The organism is Streptomyces canus, assembly GCF_041435015.1.
GTDB classification, from domain to species: domain Bacteria; phylum Actinomycetota; class Actinomycetes; order Streptomycetales; family Streptomycetaceae; genus Streptomyces; species Streptomyces canus_G.
The window spans coordinates 2,184,257-2,202,887 of record NZ_CP107989.1; the positions used below are offsets into that span (position 1 = coordinate 2,184,257).

At 69.8% G+C, this 18,631-nt stretch carries 15 protein-coding genes and 2 pseudogenes; 4 read left to right on the top strand and 13 right to left on the bottom strand.

Annotation, left to right across the window (positions count from 1 at the left end; translation table 11 throughout):
* Positions 1-649: 649 nt before the first annotated feature.
* A pseudogene (locus OG841_RS09765) lies at positions 650-1,421 on the bottom strand (transposase); the annotation flags it as partial.
* A 364-nt stretch (positions 1,422-1,785) separates the two neighbouring features.
* Between OG841_RS09765 and OG841_RS09770 the strand changes: the two are divergent.
* Positions 1,786-2,625 (top strand): AfsR/SARP family transcriptional regulator, encoded by an 840-nt coding sequence (locus tag OG841_RS09770; RefSeq protein WP_328641787.1) that lies wholly within the window; start codon positions 1,786-1,788, stop codon positions 2,623-2,625.
* Positions 2,626-3,695: 1,070 nt separating this feature from the next.
* Here OG841_RS09770 and OG841_RS09775 read toward each other — a convergent pair.
* The 4 genes and pseudogenes from OG841_RS09775 to ccrA form a co-directional block, all read right to left on the bottom strand.
* Positions 3,696-4,465: pseudogene (locus OG841_RS09775) on the bottom strand (thioesterase II family protein).
* A gap of 62 nt (positions 4,466-4,527) precedes the next feature.
* Positions 4,528-5,418 carry a 3-hydroxybutyryl-CoA dehydrogenase gene (locus tag OG841_RS09780; RefSeq protein WP_328641786.1) on the bottom strand — a complete coding sequence of 297 codons (891 nt, stop codon included), beginning with the start codon at positions 5,416-5,418 and terminating at the stop codon, positions 4,528-4,530.
* Entirely contained in the window at positions 5,415-6,413 is a 999-nt protein-coding gene (locus tag OG841_RS09785; protein WP_328641785.1) for a 3-oxoacyl-ACP synthase III family protein, read from the bottom strand. Before OG841_RS09785 ends, OG841_RS09780 begins: the two co-directional genes overlap by 4 nt.
* A 61-nt stretch (positions 6,414-6,474) precedes the next feature.
* Positions 6,475-7,821: a crotonyl-CoA carboxylase/reductase gene (ccrA, locus tag OG841_RS09790; protein WP_328641784.1), complete on the bottom strand. Its 1,347-nt coding sequence runs from the start codon at positions 7,819-7,821 to the stop codon at positions 6,475-6,477.
* 1,314 nt (positions 7,822-9,135) lie between these two features.
* On the opposite strand from ccrA, the gene OG841_RS09795 reads away from it, so the two are divergent.
* Positions 9,136-9,723, top strand: a complete 588-nt coding sequence (locus OG841_RS09795) for an RNA polymerase sigma factor (RefSeq protein WP_328641783.1) — start codon at positions 9,136-9,138, stop codon at positions 9,721-9,723.
* Positions 9,724-10,181: 458 nt separating this feature from the next.
* Here OG841_RS09795 and OG841_RS09800 read toward each other — a convergent pair whose 3' ends face one another.
* The 8 genes from OG841_RS09800 to paaA form a co-directional block, all read right to left on the bottom strand.
* Positions 10,182-11,450: a kynureninase gene (locus tag OG841_RS09800; protein WP_328641782.1), complete on the bottom strand. Its 1,269-nt coding sequence runs from the start codon at positions 11,448-11,450 to the stop codon at positions 10,182-10,184.
* 43 nt (positions 11,451-11,493) lie between these two features.
* Complete coding sequence (locus OG841_RS09805; protein WP_328641781.1) at positions 11,494-11,655, bottom strand: hypothetical protein; 162 nt, start codon at positions 11,653-11,655, stop codon at positions 11,494-11,496.
* Between the two features lie 377 nt (positions 11,656-12,032).
* The gene (locus OG841_RS09810) at positions 12,033-12,878 is read right to left on the bottom strand and encodes a tryptophan 2,3-dioxygenase (RefSeq protein WP_328641780.1); all 846 of its coding nucleotides are present in this window, start codon (positions 12,876-12,878) and stop codon (positions 12,033-12,035) included.
* 80 nt (positions 12,879-12,958) lie between these two features.
* Positions 12,959-14,062, bottom strand: coding sequence for a 2Fe-2S iron-sulfur cluster-binding protein (locus tag OG841_RS09815; protein ID WP_328641779.1), 1,104 nt, complete (start codon positions 14,060-14,062; stop codon positions 12,959-12,961).
* An 8-nt stretch (positions 14,063-14,070) separates the two neighbouring features.
* Positions 14,071-14,568, bottom strand: a complete 498-nt coding sequence (gene paaD / locus OG841_RS09820) for a 1,2-phenylacetyl-CoA epoxidase subunit PaaD (RefSeq protein WP_328641778.1) — start codon at positions 14,566-14,568, stop codon at positions 14,071-14,073.
* Entirely contained in the window at positions 14,565-15,353 is a 789-nt protein-coding gene (paaC, locus tag OG841_RS09825) for a 1,2-phenylacetyl-CoA epoxidase subunit PaaC (protein WP_328641777.1), read from the bottom strand. The genes paaD and paaC overlap by 4 nt, the downstream gene beginning before the upstream one ends.
* On the bottom strand, positions 15,343-15,645 hold the full coding sequence (gene paaB, locus OG841_RS09830) for a 1,2-phenylacetyl-CoA epoxidase subunit PaaB (protein ID WP_328641776.1): 303 nt from the start codon (positions 15,643-15,645) through the stop codon (positions 15,343-15,345). The genes paaC and paaB overlap by 11 nt, the downstream gene beginning before the upstream one ends.
* Positions 15,642-16,619: a 1,2-phenylacetyl-CoA epoxidase subunit PaaA gene (paaA, locus tag OG841_RS09835; protein ID WP_328643697.1), complete on the bottom strand. Its 978-nt coding sequence runs from the start codon at positions 16,617-16,619 to the stop codon at positions 15,642-15,644. The genes paaB and paaA overlap by 4 nt, the downstream gene beginning before the upstream one ends.
* 241 nt (positions 16,620-16,860) lie before the next feature.
* On the opposite strand from paaA, the gene OG841_RS09840 reads away from it, so the two are divergent.
* Positions 16,861-17,112, top strand: coding sequence for an acyl carrier protein (locus tag OG841_RS09840; protein ID WP_328641775.1), 252 nt, complete (start codon positions 16,861-16,863; stop codon positions 17,110-17,112).
* Positions 17,112-18,623, top strand: a complete 1,512-nt coding sequence (locus OG841_RS09845; RefSeq protein ID WP_328643696.1) for a class I adenylate-forming enzyme family protein — start codon at positions 17,112-17,114, stop codon at positions 18,621-18,623. Before OG841_RS09840 ends, OG841_RS09845 begins: the two co-directional genes overlap by 1 nt.
* Positions 18,624-18,631: the final 8 nt, after the last annotated feature.

Consider the following 18,631-nt stretch of genomic DNA (forward strand, 5'->3'; position numbering starts at 1 on the left):
TCGCGAGCGAATGAAGGAATCAGAGCACAGCAATAACGCGGAGGCGAAAGCCGAGGATGCGCTCCGCCCTTCCTCCTCGGCCTCCCTGCGCCTTGGGTACGGAAGATCCCGAGCGCCGGTGACCGGGCATTCCGCTTCGCCGCATCAGATCCCTGCCCCACCGCGCCTGTTGATAACCGCCCGGCAGACCTGAACGTGGCACATGTCACCGACGGCATATGCGCCCCAACTCCCGCCGTGACAGCGGAACATGCGCGAGCGGTAGGGTCGGCCGCCTCTGCACCCCGTGCCCTCTCCGACCCATCGAGCCCTGCCCGACTGCGCCGCCCCCGGGTGAGCAGTGAATACAGTTTCCCGATTCTGTGATATGCCACACAGGGATAATTGCGACACAGAAGCAAGGGGGGCAATGAGTGGGGGGGCCTCATGGTTCCATGATGGCGGACCTGGCCACCATGTCAAGATTCTTGAAAACTAAAAGGCCCTCAAATCTTTCGTGAACAGACCTCACTCCGATGAACACTTAATGAGGGGGATCAGGGTTTCGGCATAGTCGGATGGCGTCCGGTTTGTGATCACCCGAGGCCGAGAAGTGCCACATGTCGCGGCGGCGCGTGGCTAGAGGTCGTCCCGTGTGGGGTGTGGGTTTTCCGGTGAGGGCCAGGTTGTGCAGTCGGGCGATACCGAGCATTGCCTGGTGAACGCCGTTGCCTTTGAGGCGGCAGTCGCGCAGGATCTTCCAGTTCTTCCGCCGGGGCAGAGCGTGTTCGACCCGGGCTCGGGCCCGGCGATGGATGGTGTTCTCCGCTTCCTGCTGCGGGCTGAGATGCGTCTGGACACGTCGTCTGCGGTGTGGGATGAGCAGGCCGGTGCCCTGGTAGCCGCCGTCGGCGATGACCGGGGCTCCGCGGCAGGCCCGGTCGACGCCGGACTCCGTGAAGGCCCGGCAGTCGTTGCGGCTGCCGGGCAGCGGGCTCCCGATCGCCACGACCAGGCTGCTGTTGGCGTCGATGACGACCTGCAGTTTGGTCGAGCAGCGGTAGTTCTCGCTGGAGGCGGCGATGCTGCGGCCGCGGGTGGGCCCAGGGCGCTGTCGACGATGTAGACGGTGTCCTCACGTGGCCGGCGCGCCGGCGAGATCGCCAGCAAGGGTGCGTGGCGATCAAGGATGCGATGGGCCACGGACTCTGAGACCCGAACAATGATGCCACCTGCCGCAACGTGAGGTTCGTGCGCCAGTACGTCGCGACCACCAGCACCCGGTCCTCCAGCGGAAGACGCCGAAGACGCCAGGGACGGCCTCGTTGAACGTCACCGCCACGGCGCCGCACCAACACCACCAGCCTGGCGAACTGCACCTCGGCCAACCCGGAGACCGGCTCGATTTGCTTCGACTCATCCGCTGAAATCGCCCCACCCATACTCACTCAACGCACCAACTGCGAGGCTGCCCCGGCCAGTACCGCACGAGCGGTCAGCCGAGGACGACCGCCAGGACAGGCCGTATCAACGATGACGCGATCTTGGAAGCCGTGCCTGGTCTTGTTCCCGGGGCCGCCGCCCGACAGACCGTCATGGACCTGGCGCCACATGACCACGCCGGAGTCCTGGACCGGATACCGTTCGGCCCGCGGGCACAGGCCGTCCCGAGGCCGCTCGACTCGGCCGGTTGAGGCATGACATGACATCTTAATGTGCAAATTCGTGAATGGATCACTGGGCCCCACGGCACGGTCCTGCCAGTCTTCAAGGCGCGGGGGGTTCCCAAGACAGCAGAGGACTTCTATGACGGACATCACCGTTCTGGGGCCGTTCACAGCTACCTACGGACAGTCGTCGTTCGCCCCCAGTGCTACCAAACCCCGACAGATTCTGGCACTCCTTGCCCTGCAGGCCGACCGTGTCGTCACCGCGCCCACCCTGATGGAGGAGATCTGGGGCGAAGAACTGCCTCGCAGCGCCGTCACGACACTGCAGACCTACATCCTGCAGTTGCGCCGCAAGCTCTCCGCCGCCCTGGAGTGCGACGCGGTGGACGCGAAGGACGTCCTGGTGACCCTGCACGGTGGGTACCTCCTGCGGGCCCGGCCCGAGCAGATGGACGCACGGGGATTCGAGAAGCTGGCCGCCTCGGGAGACAGCGCCTTCGAGGCGGGTGACGACCTCACGGCCTCCCGATTCTTCAGCCAGGCCCTCGGGCTGTGGCGCGGGCCCGCGCTGATGGATGTGAAGGTGGGCCGTGTGCTGGAGCTGGACGTCGTCCGACTGGAGGAGAAGCGGATGACCGTCCTGGAGCGCCGGATCGACGCGGACCTCCGACTCGGGCGCCATGGCGAACTCGTCCCGGAACTCTCCGTGCTGGCCACCCAGCACCCCATGCAGGAGACGTTCTGCGCGCAACTCATGACGGCCCTGTACCGGTCCGGCGGCGCGTGGCGGGCCCTGGAGTCCTACCAGCGTTTACGCTCGGCCCTGGTGAAGGAACTGGGCCTGGAACCCTCACAACGGCTCAAGCGGCTGCACCAGGCGGTGCTCTCCGGCGAGGAGTTTGTCGACCACCGCAGCTTCGCCCCATCCCACAGCCGCACCGAGGCCCGACTGATCAGCCGGACGACCGCCGCCTGAGGCTGCCCTGCGCCACCGAGGCCGTCCGCCTGCCGCGTCCCGGCGAACGTCCGGGGTCCCGAGCGGCGCTTCGTCCCGCTGTTCGACCCGGGCAATCTCCTGGGGCACACCACGCTGCTCCGCCGACGAGTGCGGCCGGAGCCGACCAAGGCCAAGCGGCTGCTCGACGACCGCGGTTTCCGCACCGCGTTCGTGCCCGCCCCGCTCGGCGGAATGCTGCTCCGGCTCGATGGCCTCAGCCGGGGCGTCCGGCCGGTCTTCCGGCGGGATGTCTCGCTCGGCTTCGGCCACGGCCTCGCCGTCCTCTGCGCCGCCGCACCGTGTGGACCTGCGGCGACGACCGGCAGCGTGACCGGATCGCCCGACCAGGGCGGGTGTCGGAAGTCCCGTCGTCCGTCGGCAGGGCGGGTCCCGCGGAGTCGTGGGGCACCGCCCGCGCGAGCGAAGCCGAGCGTGCCCTCGGCGTGCCGGCCGGAAGTCCTCGTACTGGATGTACTCGGTCTTCGGCCGGTGCGACGCGAGGGCCTGCCGAGCACCGCTCCTGGCGAAGGTGGCGCACACCTGCCGGTCGACGGTCCGGGCGCGTACGCGCCGCGGCCGGGTACGCCGTACCCCTGCTGGTGCGGGAGACAGCGCACGATCCGTGCCGGCCGTCCTGGGTGCCGCACGCTTCGGCCGACACGGCGTCGACGGGCCTCGCCCGCCCGGACGCTTTAGTGGATCCTGGCGCCCAGTTCGTCGGCGTGGTTCAGCAGGATCCGGTCGGCCTTCCCCCGTCCCCGCGGGAGTGTGGTCGCGATCCCACCCCCTGCCTGCCACGTTCGCCGAAGAGGACCTCGGCCGCCCGGAAGCCGTGGGTCAGCCCGCGGAACCCGTGCGCTCTCGATGTCCCGCTGCCGGGCGGACGTCCGACGACGCCGGTGTGGTGGCGGGTACCGGCAACTCACGCGGTGGTCACCCCTGCGGGGCCGCCGCCGAACCTGCGATGGCGAAACCGTCCGAACTCACACAGGCTGCCGGGCAGGGCGAGAACCGTGTCCGTGATCGTCCTGATACGCGGGCCGGTTGCGTCAACGCTCCGGTTCCGCACTCGAGCCTGACTCGGTCGGCGCCAGAACAGCCGGTGGACCGATCCGGCCGAGCCGGCCCGCCAAGGCCGTCCGGAACTCCGGCTCGTCGAGGAAGAAGTGGCCCTCGCGCAGCAGCGTCAGGTCGAAGGGCCGTTCGGTGAGCTCGGCCCACGCCTCCATGCCCGCCTGATCGGTCAGCCGGTCCTGGAGTCCCGCGAAGGCGGCGATCGGCAGGTCCAGCGGGTCGCTGTGCGTATGAGCGTAGGTCTCGACCATCTGCAGGTCGGCGCGGAGCGACGGCAGGTACACCTGCAGCACCGACGGACTCGCGAGCAGGGCTTGAGGGATGCCGCCCATCCGGCTCAGCCCGGCCGTGAACAACGGATCCGGAAGCATGTGGAGGGCCTCGTGGGACAGCGGCCACGCGGGGCTGTTACGCCCGGAGACGAGCAGCAGTTCGGGCGGCGTGCCCAACTGCTCCAGACGCCGCGTGGTCTCGTAGGCGACGAGTGCGCCGAAACTGTGGCCGAAAAGGGCAAAGGGCCGACCCTGATCCTCCCCATCAGACGGATCACCTCGGTCACGACCTGCCCCATGTCCCGCAGCAGGCGCTCGCGCAGCCGCGTCCCGTGGCCGGGCAGTTCCAGCGGGACCACCCGCACTCCCCGTGGCACCGCGGTCCCCAGGCGGCCGTACGGCTGTGCGCTGCCGCCTGCGTGCGGCAGGCAGTAGAGAGTGAGCCAGGTCTCGGGGTTGAAGACCTGCGTCATGGATCGTCTCCTTCCGCGGCACGGGGGAGGTCCGTGCCGCCTCGATCACCGGTGGGGTCGCATCACCCGTAGCGGTAGAACCCTCGCCCTGCCTTCTTGCCCAGGAATCCGCTCGCGACCATACGCGTCAGCAGCGGCGGCGGGGCGTAGAGCGTCTCCTTGAACTCGTCGTAGAGGGCGTCGGCCACCGAGCGCAGGACGTCCAGGCCGACCAGGTCGGCGAGTTTGAGCGGGCCCACGGGGTGGGAGCAGCCCAGCGTCATGCCGCGGTCGATGGTCTCGGCGGAGGCGAATCCCGACTCGACCATCCGCACGGCGGCCAACAGATAGGGAATCAGGAGCGCGTTCACCACGAAACCGGTGCGGTCCGTCGACGCGATGGCCTGCTTGCCGAGGCCCGCGGCCACGAACTCCTCGGCCCGGGCCAGCACCGACTCCGCCGTGTGCAGGGAGGAGATGATCTCGACGAGCGGGATGCGCTGCGCCGGGCTGAAGAAGTGCATCCCCAGGACCTGCTCGGGCCGACCGGTCGCGCTTGCCATGGTCGTGATGGACAGGGAGGAGGTGTTCGAGGCCAGGATCGCCTCCGGGTCCTCCAGCGTCTTGTCGAGCAGGGCGAACAGCTCGACCTTGGCGGCCTTGTCCTCGGCGATGCTTTCGATCACCAGCTGACGGTCCGCCAGGTCGATCAGGTCGGTGGTGAAGGAGATCCGGCCCAGCACCTCGTCTCGCTCGGCCGCGCCGATCCGCTCCGCGCGCACCGCCCGGTCGAGGGAGGCGAGGATGCGCTTCCGCCCGGCCGTGAGCGAGTCCTTCGAGGAGACGGCCACCCGCACGTCGTACCCGGCCTGCGCCGACAGTTCGGCGATGCCCGAGCCCATCAGTCCGCAGCCGACGACGCCGACCCGTTCCACCCCGCCGGCCCCTTCCTGGTGGCGTGACGCCGGCGTCATGCGGCGGCCCCCCAGCGCAGATAGGCGGCCGCCATCGCCATGCCACCGCCGAAGGCGCCCAGCATGACCAGGTCCCCGGGCCGCAGGTGCCCCGCGCGGGCGGCGTCGTCCAGGGTGATCGCGACCGAGGCGCTCCCGACGTTCCCGTAGCGCTCCAGCGTGCGGTGGGTGTGCGCGTGGGCCAGGCCGCCGGCCTCGACGAGTTCGGAGAGCATCACGCCGTTGGGCTGGTGCGGAACGAAGTGCCGCACCTCGCTGAGCGGAATCCCCGTCCTCTCGGCCAGGCCTCGGGCAAAGGGCGGAAAGTTCTCCATCACGAATTCCCGCACACCCCGCCCTTCCATGCGGACGAAGTGGTCACCACGGGCGAGAGTCTCGGCGGACGCCGGGAGCCGGACGCCGCCCGCGTCCACCCGGATGAGCCGCTGGGCATCACCGCGGCTGGCGAGTTCGAAGTCGACGAATCCGGATCCGTCCCCCGTCCGGCCGACGAGCGCCGCCCCGGCACCGTCGCCGAACAGCACCGCCGTGCGGCGGTCGGAGAAGTCCAGAGACCGGGAGTACAGGTCGGCGGCGACCACGAGGGCACGGCTCTCCGGCCGCTGGGCGACCAGGGCACGGGCGAGCGCGAGGGCGAAGATGAAGCCGCTGCACACTGCGTTGATGTCGAAGCAGGCGGCACGAGTGGCGCCCAGCATGTCCTGCACAAGGCAGGACGTCGGAGGCTGCGGTGAGTCCGGCGTCGAGGTGGAGACGATCAGATAGTCCACGTCCTCGGCCGGCACGCCGGCGCGATCCAGTGCCTCGGCCGCCGCACGGGCGACCATGTCGGACGTCACCTCGTCGGGTGCCGCGTAGCGCCGGCTCCTGATCTGTGTCTTGCGCTCGATCCACTCGGTTTCCACTCCGACGCGTTCGGCGACCTCGGCGTTGCTCACCTCCTGCTTCGGTAGATACGAACCCGTACTCAGGATTCCTATGGGGTGGAAGGACATGGGCAATGTCTCCTTCGGGCGTCATTCCGGGTTCATGTCGGATTCCAGGTCGGGCATGGCTTCAATTACGGGCGGAATGCGACTCGGGATTCCGCAACAGGTTGAGCCGCTTGTCCCCGATCCTCGCCCGGAGTTCGGGATCGGTGACGCCCAGTCCCTCGCGAGGGGCCAGGCAGAGCACTCCGACCTTTCCGACGTGCCGGTTCTGCTGCACCAGGCGCACCGCCGCACCGCTGTCCTCGAGGGGATAGAGATCGGACAGAGCCGGAAGGAGTTTCGAGAGGCCGAACAGCCGGTTGCACTCCGCCATCTCCTGAAGGTTCGCGGCATGGCTGCCCACGATGCGCTTCAGGTTCATCCACAGATAGCGGTTGTCGTACTGGTGCTGATAGCCGGTGCTCGATCCGCAGGTGACGACCGTGCCCCCGCGGCGGACCACGAACACCGAGATCCCGAAGGTCGCCGCGCCGACGAAGTCGAAGACCACGTGGGGATCCTCGCCGGTCTCCTTGCGGATGATCCTGCCCAGCCGCTTGCCGAGCGTGATGGGGTCCTCGGGCGCGCTGTCGCCGTGCAGGCCGATCTCCGCGCGGTTGACCACCACGTCGCAGCCGAGGGACCGCACCAGCTCTGCCTTCTCCTCCGAGCCGACGACGCCGACCGGAATGCCGCCCGCGTTCTTGACGAGTTGGACGGCGTAGGCGCCGAGGCCGCCTGCCGCTCCCCAGATCAGGACGATGTCGCCGAGCTTGATCCGGGCTCCCCGGTCGCTGATCAGCATCCGGTAGGCGGTCCCGGCGGTCAGCAGGTTGACGGCTGCCTCCTCCCAGGTCAGATGGGCGGGCTTGGGCAGAAGCTGGCTCGCCCGGACCACCGTGTAGTGCGCCATTCCGCCGAAGTTGGTCTCGAAGCCCCAGGCGCGCTGCCCGCTGCCGAGCACGCCGTCGGCGTGGGTCATCGGCTCCTGGTCGTCGGCCTGGATGGGGCTGACGACGACGTGGTCGCCCACCCGCCACCTTCGGGTGCCGGAGCCCACGCGGACGATGACGCCGGCGGCGTCGGACCCGATGACGTGGTAGGGCTGGTCGTGCCGGGCGGCGTGGCCGCCCTCCCTGCCGAAGCGTTCCAGGAAGGCGAAGGTCGGGATCGGCTCGAACATGGCCGACCAGACGCTGTTGTAGTTGACGGAACTGGCCATCACGGCCACCAGCACCTCGTCCGGGGCCAGTTCCGGCATGGGCACCATACCCACGTGGAGCGCCTTCCGGACGTCCTTGTCCTCGACCCCCGCGAAGATACCCACATCTTCCTTGCGAAGGTGGGCAGCAAGGTATTCGTCCGGGACTTTCTCCCGTTGCAGTTCTTCCGGATCCGCACCGGCCAGCACCGCCTGGGTCAGAGACGACATGGGAATTCCTCCAACTCGCTTCCGAACAACTTGTTTCCCACGGCTTTGGCCTTGTCCGCGGCCCGCGCTCGGCGAAGCCGAAGTGCTTGCGCACGTGATTCGCCCTGGCCATGTGGTCGTGCAGGGCGTCGATAAACCCGGCCGAATGCGAGGTCGGACAATAGCGGTGGCCCACCATCTGCCCAGCGGAGTACTGGAGCCGGACGCTCCCGGGCCGGTACCGCGTCCGCGAACTGCGGCGCGATGTCCGGGAACCGGGAGACGCTCCGGCGGGACTCCTTCTCCGGCAAGCAGTCCCGTTCCGGGGGGACAACCGGAACGAGGCTGAGGCCGACGCTCCACAGCGAGTTGGTCGCGGTGGGGGCGGCCACGCTGTACTGCGGTGGTTTGCCGAGCATCACGTACGCCTCCGCCGGTCCGGGAACACAAGGCCCGGACGGGATCACACCACTGGCGAGTCGTACTTCGGCGGAGATCCGCTTGAGGACGGCTCGGCCGGTTCGGCGTTCGGGAGCCGGGCCGATGGACGTCGACCGCGGTGCCCCGCGCCCGCGCGTGCCGGATGAGCCGTTCGGCCGCCCCACTCGCTCTGAGGGTAGCCATTGACCAGCTTGCCGGCCCTGAAGATGTCGACGTCTCAGCGGTCCGGCGGCACCTCGGTGACGACATCGGTGGTGTCCTCAGCAAGCCCCACGGCCCGTCGACTCCCGACCCGCCGCCGGGACACCGGCATCCCGCGCCCACGACGGCAACGGTGTCGGTGTACCGAGATGCCGTTCCGAAGTCGGTCGTTCCTTTGGACCGCCGGGCGAACGGTGTGCGACCACGCTGCGCGGCCTGTCCGGAACGGCCCTCGAACACGGCTGGACAGCACACCCCGCAGCCGTTCGGCCGGTTTTCGAGACAGATTCCAGGCGCCCTGGCCAGGCTTCGGGGCATGAGAAATCCCGATGCCCGAGCTCACCCGGCGTACGACGTCGCGGTGCTCGGCGGCCGTCTCTCTGCGGGCCTGCTGGGGGCGGTCCTGTCCAGGCGAGGCGTCCGGGTTCCGCTGATGAGCACTCCGGGTGATCTCTCCGAGCTCGTGGGCGAGGCAACGATGCCGTACACCGACGGCCGCCTTCGGCCTGTTCACCGAGTTGCCCGCACGGCTCCGTGGCGCCGGCGGCACGAACCGCGGCCTGGGATGCCTCATCACCGGCCGGGCATCCGGCCCGGCCGGCCCTCACCATTGACCACGGCGACCGACCGTGGAGGGAGGTTCTCAAGGAGAGCAGACCAGCCCCCGACCGCCCGTCACACTCGTGAGGCCCCATGACCAGCCCCCATATGCCGTGGACGCCCAAGGCCAGCCCCGAGCCCTGCGAAGCCGACGTCATCCCTTCCCGCGACCGCCACACCCCGCAGGTGAGCATCCTGTTGCCACGCGCTCAGGCCGGTGACCGTGAGGCCATGAACGACCTGTTGCAGCACGTCGCCCCACTGGTCGTGCGGCACTGTCAGCGGGTCACCCGGCGGCACGGCCCGGATGCCGCGCAGGAGGCCATGCTCGCGATCTACCGCGGCATCCGCGGACTGCGTGAGCCCAAGGCCTTCTACGCCTGGGCCCGCGCGATCGCGGTACGGGAAGCCATCCGCACCAACCGGCGCCTTGGTGACTTCGCGGCCGGTGACATGCCCGACCTGGCGCAGGACAGCAATCCCATGGCCGCCGTCCACATCAGCGACGTCCTGGACCGGCTGCCGAACCACCATCGCGAGGTACTCACCCTCCGAGCGGTCTACGGCCTGGACGAGCAGGAGATGGCGACGGCACTCGCCCTGCCTCTCGGGACGGTCCGCTCCCGGCTGCACCGGGCACGGCAGAACTTCCACTACGCCTGGCACCAGCAGTCCGCCTGACGAACCCGGCTCAGGGCGCCGGGCCACACCCTTGTGGGGTGGGTGACGGGCCCCTTCCTTGAGTTCCTTGAGTTCCTTGAGTTCCTTGAGCAGGATGCGGTGGGCGTCCGGCCATGCCGTCGTTCGACCATGCCGCTGGTCTGAGGCCGTGCAGGAAGTCGGGGCCGTGCAGGAAGTCGGGAGCGCCCGTGGCTACGGGCCGGTTCGCCGGTGGCCCGGTCCGGTGCGGCCGACGTCGGCATGCCGTGACACTGCCGCAGGGCACGGCGCACGCGACCCGGTTGCAGGCCACGAGTCGGCCCGTTGCCGGACGTCGCCGCCCGGCGGTTTCTCGACGCCGACCGGACCGGGCAGGGGCCGGACCGCTTCTCCGTCCTGCTGCGGAACGCGGCTCACCCTGCGGGAGGTCACGTCCGCCGCGCAGCGCGAGGCGCGGGGTTTGCTCTTGTGCCGGACGGTCAGGTGACGGCTGCGCGGTGTCGGAAGCGCGGGTCCCGGTGCTCCCCTCGGGTCACAGCCTGCCGCAGGTGTCGTACAGCCGTCAGCATGTCGCGGTGGGAGAGGTACAGGGCGTTGACGCCGAACCGCAGCAGGTCCGGAGCCCGCATGTCGCCGATGACGCCGCGGGCGGCGAGCGCGCTCACCAGCGGATACGCGTCCGGGTGCCGGAGAGCCACCTGGCTGCCGCGCCGGTGCGGTTCCCGTGGGGTGACAGCGGTGAAACCGAGACCGTCCAGCAGGGTGTCGGCGCAGTCCATGAAGAACTCGGTCAGCGACAAGCTCTTGGCCCGGACCTGCTCCATGCCGACCCCCTCGAAGGCGGTGAGGGCCGCCTCAAGTGCGAGCAGGGAGAGGATCGGCGGCGTGCCGATGCGAGCGCGCTCCACTCCCGGGGCAGGAAGGTAGTCGCCGCTCAGCCCGAAGGGATCCACGTGCCCGTTCCAGCCGGTGAGCGGATGATCGAAGGCGGCCTGGTGGCGCCGGGCGATATAGATGAAGGCCGGGGCGCCCGGTCCGCCCGACAGGAACTTGTAACCACAGCCCACCGCCAGATCGACGCCCAGCTCGTCCAGTTGGACGGGCAGCGCGCCGGTCGCGTGGCACAGATCCCACAACATCAGCCCTCCGGCCTCCTGTACGGCACGGGTGATCGCAGCCATGTCGTGGAGCTCACCGGTGCGGTAGTCGACCGGCGAGTAGCCGGCCACCGCCACCTCGTGTCCCCGTTCGGCCAAGCACCGCGGCAGGTCGTCCACCGCGACCCGGCGGACCTCCAGGCCGAGCAGCCGGGCCACAGAGTCGGCGATGTACCCATCGGTGGGGAAGTGGCCCGGGTCGGTCAGCAGCAGCCGCCGCCCGGGACGCAGCCGTGCTGCCGCGGCCAGGCCATTGAACAGTTGCACGGTGGTGGAGTCGCCCGCCACGGTCTGCCCGGGCGCCGCGCCGAGCAGCCGTCCGATGGCGTCCCCCACCCGCAGCGGCGCCTGCCACCACTGGTGCTCGTTCCAGGAGCGGATCAGGCCCACACCCCATTGCCGGTGGACGCCGTCCGCGAGCGCTCCCGGCACCGCGGCCGGTAGGGCACCTAGCGAGTTGCCGTCCAGATAGACGATTCCGTCCGGCAGGATGAAGCGTTCCCGCTGTGCTGCCAGCGGGTCCGCGGTGTCGAGTGCGGACGCCCGTGCCAGCAGTTCCTCCAGGGCGGGTGCGCTCTCGGAGACGGTCACGGTCACTCCTTCCCATGGCGGGACGGCCGGGTGAAGAAGTCGATCACCTCGTGGAGGCCTGCGCGCCGGGCTCGATGGGGGTGTGGTGGCCGGTCTCCGGCAGGATGACCAGCTCGGCCACGGGGTGCACTGCCGTGTAGTCGCTGAAGTGCTCCCACGGCACCTTCTCGGCGGCGGCGCCGGTGACCGGAGCCAACACGAGCACCGCGGGCAGCCGCCCGCGCGCCGCCCACAGGGCGAGCCGGCCGCCGGAGCAACAAGGAGGGACCGGCCCGGATGGTGTCCACCGCCAGGTCGGCGTCGTCGAACACGCCCGGACAGCCACCGGACCGCCGGCCCTCGGGCAGCACCATGGTGAACCCGTTCGCCGCCAGGTACGCGGCGAAGGGCGCCAGATGCATCCGGTGGTACCGCCAGTGGCCGCCGTGCCGCAATATGACCAGCGGGGCGTCGGGGTCCTTGGCCGCCCCCAGGTCGTAGGCCTGGCCGGGGTGCTCGCCGCAGGACCGGTGGACCGGCGCGAGCACGGGCTCCGGGCCCAGCACCCGGTGCTCCTCCTCGGCGGCGCCTGCGGAGATCTGCCTAGACATGACCGCGCGCCGTCCATATCTCGGGGAACAGCGGACGGGCGGCTCGTTTCTCCAGCCAGGCGACACCCGAGGAGCCGCCGCTGCCCGCCTTGGAGCCCATCGCCCGGCGGGTGGCGAGCAGATGGTCGCCACGCCAGCGCATGACCGCATCGGCGATGTCGGTCAGCGCCTCGCCCAGGTCCAGCAGCGGGTCGTTCTGCGGGCCGGCGTAGATGCGCCGCCAGACCTCCTCGATGTCCGGGTCGGCCTCGTACGGGGCGCTCACGTCGCGTTCCAGCACATGCTCCGGGACGGGCAGGCCCCGGCGGTGCAGGTAGAACAGCGTCTCGTCGTACAGCGACGGCTGATACAGCAGCTCCTCCAGTTCGGCGTACGTCCTGGGGTCGTCCCGCTGCGGGTTCATCAGCGAACGGGACCTGTCGCCGAGAAGGAACTCCATCTCCCGGTACTTCGCCGACTGGAAACCGGACGCCGCGCCGAACGCCTCGCGGAATCCGTTGAACTGGGCGGGGGTCATTTTCGCGATCGGCTGGAGGGAGTCGTTGAGCGCGTGATGAGCGCTGATGCTGCGACGCAGGGCGCCCATGGCGCGCTCGTGGTCGTCCTTGACCAGCGCGTCCCGGGCGGTCCGCCACTCGTGGACGGTCAGGGTGAACCACAACTCCATCACCTGGGTCGTGACCAGGAACGCCATCTCGTGCGGGGCGTCGGTCAGGGGCTGCTGCAGCGAGGACAGCACCGAGGCGTGGACGTAGTCGTCGTAGGGGGTCCTTCCCTGGAAGGTCACCAACGGATCGTCCGTCCCCGAGGTGCGGGGCAGTGACGTGGCGTCGGGCATCGTGTCTCCTCAATGGGCTGCGGTGATCAGCGCGGTGAGATGTCAGCGGGCAGTGGTCATGCGGTGCCCTTCTCGTCTGCTCAGACGTCGAAGTCCAGCCCCGTCTCGTCGGACTCGGGGCGGGCACGGCAGGCAAGGGTGTATCCGGCCGCGAGTTCTCCGGCCCCCAGCACGTACTGGCGGCCGGTCGTGACGGCTCCGTGGGTCACCCTGGCGCGACAGCTTCCGCACAGACCCTCGCGGCAGGCGTACGGGATGTCCGGCCGGGCCCGCAGCAGTGCGTCCAGCGCCACCCGGTCCTGGTCCTCCATGACGGCTTCGGTCGTCCGTCCGCGGAGAGAGGCGGTGATCCGCAAGGTGCGGCCGCGCGGTTCGGCCACCGGAGGTGACGGGGCCTGGGAGCCGAGGGAGAAGAGTTCGGAGCGTATCCGTGCCGGGTCGGCACCCCACCGGGTCAGGGCCGCGCGCAGCGAGGTGACCATTCCCCAGGGCCCGCAGAGGTAGAAACACGCGTGGCCGTCCGGCTCGGCGCCGACCGCGCGGAGCAGTTGCGACAGCCTCGTGGTGTCGATGTGGCCGGAGAGTATCTCGGCCTCGCGGGTCTCCCGGGTCAGCAGGTACAGCGGGAGGAACCGGTCGAAGTGGGCGTCCTTGAGGTCGGCCAGTTCGTCGGCGAGCAGCACCGACGGGGCCGTACGGTTGATGTAGAGCAGCGACACCCTGCACCGTGGATCGTCCCGCAGTGCCGCCGTGGCCATGCTCAACAGCGGGGTGATACCGCTGCCGGCGGCCACCATCACATGGTGCGCCCCGGGGCGCGCCACGATCCCGAAGCCGCCGACCGGAGGCCCGACGTCCAGCTCGTCACCGGCAGCCAGGACGGTCGTGGCGTACTCCGCGAAGCCGCCGGGGCCGAGCCGCTTGACCACCAGGCGCAGTTCGCCCGGTACGTGGGCCGGCGGGCAGATCGAGTAACTGCGGCGGATCCCGGTCCCGTTCAGGACATGCCGGACCGTCACGTGCTGACCGGGCCGATGGGCGAAGGCACTGGCCAGCCGGTCAGGGAGGTCCAGGGTGAGGGCCACCGCGTCCTCGGTGAGCGGCCGCACCCGCGCCACCCGCAGCCGGTGCCATCCCGTCGCCTCCCCGGTGTTGCCCACCGCGCCCTGCTCGGTACTCGTCATGGGCGCCGTCACACCGCCTTCATGTGGGCGAAGGACTCCCGGCAGGCGGTGCACACCAGGATCGTCTGGCATCCGGTCGACCCGAACGGGCCGAGCGGCCGGGTCGCCACGGAACCGCAGTTCGGGCAGGGCCGGCCGAGACCGAGCCGGACCTGCAGCGGTGCTCCGGCGGCACCGGGGGGCACGATGCCGTGTTCGGCGAGCTTGCGGCGACCCGCCTCGCTGATCCACTCGGTGGTCCACGCGGGCGAGAGCGCCCACGTCACCCGCCCTTCGGGATGCCCGCAATCCGCCAGTACGGTCCGCAGATCGGCCTCGATCAGCGGGAGCGCCGGACAGCCGAGGTAGGTCGGCGTGACGACGACCTCGATCACACGGTCCGCCCCCTCCCGCACCGAACGGATCACTCCCAGGTCGGCCAGCGTGATCATCGAAAGTTCCGGGTCCGGTACGACCTCGACCCGGGCCCGGACCTGGTCGGGGTTCAGCCGGACGGCCGCGCTCACCAGTGGCCTCCGGGATACTGCCGGAAAACCGACTGGAACTCGGCCAGCAGCGGGGCGAATGCCTCGGTGTGAAGTCCCGATCGCCCGCCGGTCGCCTGCCAGGACGGCGCCGGGAGGGTGAGCCCGGCCTCCGTCAGAACCTCGGTCACCTCCCGTTCCCAAGCGGCCCGGAGGCGGGCCGGGGCGACCGCCGTGCCGTCGGTGTCGAGCCGAGTCGTCAGGTCGTCCTCCTCGAACAGCTCGGCTGCATAGGGCCATACGTGTTCCAGACCCGCCTGCATCCGCCGATGGCTCTCCTCGGTTCCCAGACCCAGCCGTACGGTCCATTGCGAGGCGTGCAGGCAGTGGTACTCCGCCTCCTTGGCCGCGCGAGAGGCAAAGGACGCCAGCCCTTCGTCGGCCGATGCCGCCAGCTCCGTGTACAGCAGGGCCGTGTAGTGCGTGTACGCCAACTGCCGGGCGATGGTCGCGGCGAAGTCGCCGTTGGACAGCTCCAGCAGCAGCGCGCTGCGGAACTCGCGCTCGGTCCTGCGGTAGGCGAAGTCGTCGTCGCTGCGGTTCGTCCCGTCCGAACGGCCGCTGAGGCCCAGCAGGACTCTGGCGTGGCCGAGCAGGTCCACTGCGATGTTCGACAGGGCCAGATCCTCTTCGATGGTGGGGGCGTTGGTCACCCAGGCGCACAGTCGCTGACAGAGGATCAGCGCGTCGTCACCGAGCCTGAGGGCGTACTCGGCGATGTCGTGGTCCCGCCTGGCCCCGAGGGCAACGGGGAGTTCACTCGTCATGGTCGCCTGCCTCGCTGAGCGGCACGTACATCTGCGGATACCGGTAGGGCTTGTCGGCTCCGTTGCTGAAGAAGGGGTCTTTCTCACCGGGAGACGAGGCCCGCACCGCGTCGGAGCGCACCACCCAGATCGACAGCGGGTCCCCGCGGCGGGTGTACAGGTCCCTGGCGTTGGCGATGGCCATGTCCGCGTCCGCGCCGTGAACCGAACCGACGTGCTGGTGGGAGAGGCCCCGGCGCGGCCTGATGAACACCTCCCAGGGCGTCTGCCCCCCGGTGGTTTCGCAGCTCATGGCTCCTGCCTCTCCGTCACCGGGCGTGCCGCGTAGGCGTCGACCGCCGCGCGCACCCAGGCGCCGTTCTCGTGGGCCGCCACGCGGTGCGCCAGCCGCTGTCGGCCGCACTGTGCGCCGGCGGCCAGGGCCGTGCGGTACACCTGCCAGGTCACCGGGGCGAAGTCGTAGTGCCCGCGCTTCTCGTTCCAGCGGATCGTCGGGTCGGGCAGAGTCACCCCGAGCCGCTCCGCCTGCGGGACGACGTTGTCCATGAAGCGCTGCCGCAGTTCGTCGTTGGTGTGGCGTTTGATCCCCCAGGCCATCGAACGGCGACTGAGCGCGGCGCCCAGGGCCGCGGCCCGCGTGTCCCCGCCGTCGCCCGCGGCCGTGTCCGGCGGGCCGAACATCAGGGCCACCGCAGGCAGCCACCATCGGTCAACGGCGTCCTGTGCCATCTCCTGCTGCTCCCGCGTGCCCCGGCACAACGCCCAGAGCAGGTCGTATCCCTGACGGACGTGGAAGGTTTCCTCCTGGCACACCCGCTGCATGGCCCTCGCATACGGGCCGTAGGAAGTGCGGCACAGCGGGGCCTGGTTGATCACCGCCGCGCCGTCCGTCAACCAGGCGATCGCCCCGGTGTCGGCCCAGGTCCGGGCGGGGTGGTTGAACGTGTCCGAGGACCGCTGGTGTCCGCTGTGCAACGCGTCGAGAAGTTCGGCCCGGGTGACGCCCAGGGTCTCCGCCGCCGCGTACAGGTACAGGCCGTGTCCAGCCTCGTCCTGCACCTTGGCGAGCAGGGCCGCCTTGCGATGCAGGGAGGGGGCCCGGGTCAGCCAGGAACCCTCCGGCTGCATCCCGATGATCTCCGAGTGCGCGTGCTGAGCGATCTGCCGGAGCACCATCCGCCGGTAGCCGTCGGGCAGCCAGTCCCGGGGTTCGATGCACTCGTCGGACGCGACGAGCGCATCGAAGTACTGGTCACGTTGCTTCACGTCGTCCGCGGCAGCGGCCGTGGAATCTGCCTCGGTGGTCACCTGGAACCTCCACTCCCCCTCTTCCTGGAGGGCTTCACATACGGAGGAGTGGCGGCGCGGTGGTTTCCATCCCTCACCGGTTGTCGAAATGGCGTGAGCAACACCACAGCGGTGGCAGGGATTGTCGGCGCCCTCCCGTTCCTCCTTCCGAGACGAGAGACCGCTTGGCATTGCGAACCGTTGTGAAAGGTGGACAGGCGTGAGCACCATACGAGAGCTACTCACCGAACTGACCGGGACGTCGGAGTACGCCGAGAAACTCAGCGACGACACAGATCTGGCCGCCAGCGGTATCGACTCGGGGGACCTCGTTCGTCTGATCCTGCTCGTCGAACAGAACACGGGAGTGGAGATCACCGCCCAGGACATGGAGCAACTGTCCACGATCGCGGACTACGAACGGTTCCTCGCCGCCCGTGCCGACTCCGTGCCGCAGCCTGGCAGTGCGTGATGTGGCTGACCCAGTTGCTCCAGCGCAACCGCCAGTGCTTCCCCGACCGGACGGCACTGGTGGACGCGCGCCGCTCGGTCACCTGGGCCGAACTCCACGACAGGGTGGCCCGGCTCGCCCACGGGCTTTCCGGGCGCGGCATCCGCCGTGGCGACCGCGTGGCCGTCCTCTCGCTGGATCGCGTCGAGGTGCTGGAGACTTACTTCGCACTGGCCCGTCTCGGAGCGCTGTTCGTCCCGCTCAATCACAGCCTGACCCCCGCCGAGGTGACCGGGATCGCGGAGTCCTGCGAACCGGTGGCGGTGATCGGTGAGTCGGCCCTGCTGGATCGGCATCCGGACCTGCCTGTGCGGATCCGTGTGCCGGTGGACGGCGCGGAGTTCGCCGCACTGTGCGAGACGGACGGGCCGGCCCTTCCCGACGCGCCCGTGCCGGACCCTGGCGGAACCCCGGGGCTTCCCGACGTGCCGGACGACTCGCCGGCCGCGATCCTGCACACCTCGGCGACCACCGGCCGGGCCAAGGGCGTCGCCGTCGACCACGCCTCGTTCCGGGCCATCGCGCTCGGCTGGCTCGCCCAGGCGCGGCCCACGAACGACATCGTGCTGGTCAACTGCTGCCCGCTGTACCACGGCAGCATGGTGGTCTCCCTCACCTATATGGCCGCGGGTGCCACCGTGGTGCTCATGCCGGGCTTCCAGCCGCAGCGGGCGCTGGCCGCAATCGAGGACAACCGGGCCACGCACGTCTGGCTGGTGCCTCAGATGATCCGTTTCCTGATGCAGTCGAAGTCGCTGCAGGGCACGGACCTGTCCAGTCTGCGGGAGGTGCTCTACGGTGCCGCGCCGATGCCGCCGGAGGTCTACGCCGAGGCCGTCGAGCGGCTCGGCTGTGGCTTCCGGCACGTCTATGGGATGACCGAGGTGGGCGGTCCGTTCGTCACGCTCGGTCCGGACGAGCACCCCGCGCCGGGCGGCACCGACGTGATCCCGGCCGGCCGGGTGATCCCCGGCATGTCGGTGAAGGCCCTGGACCCGAAGGACCAGGAGGTGCCCCACGGCGTCATCGGGGAGATCTGTGCGCGTGGCCCCGGTCTGATGCGCGGCTATTGGAACGACGAGAAGGCCACCGCCGACATCACGACGACGGACGGCTGGATCCGCACCGGCGACCTCGGCTTCCTCGACCGCGACGGCCGGGTGCACCTGATCGATCGGAGCAAGGACCTGATCATCCGGGCAGGACAGAACGTCTACCCCAGGGAGATCGAACAGGCTCTGCGTTCCCATCCCGCGGTGCACGACGCGGCCGTGGTCGGGGTCACGGACGCCGACTACGGCGAGGTGCCGCTGGCCTTCGTGGTGGCCGAGGACGGGACCACCCCCGACGAGGTGTCTGCCCACCTGGTCGGCCTCCTCGCCGCCTACAAACGGCCCCGACACATCCGGTTCATCGAAGAGGTGCCCAGGAACCCCGCAGGAAAAATCCTCAAGAAGTCGCTGCCCCTCTGACCCGCACG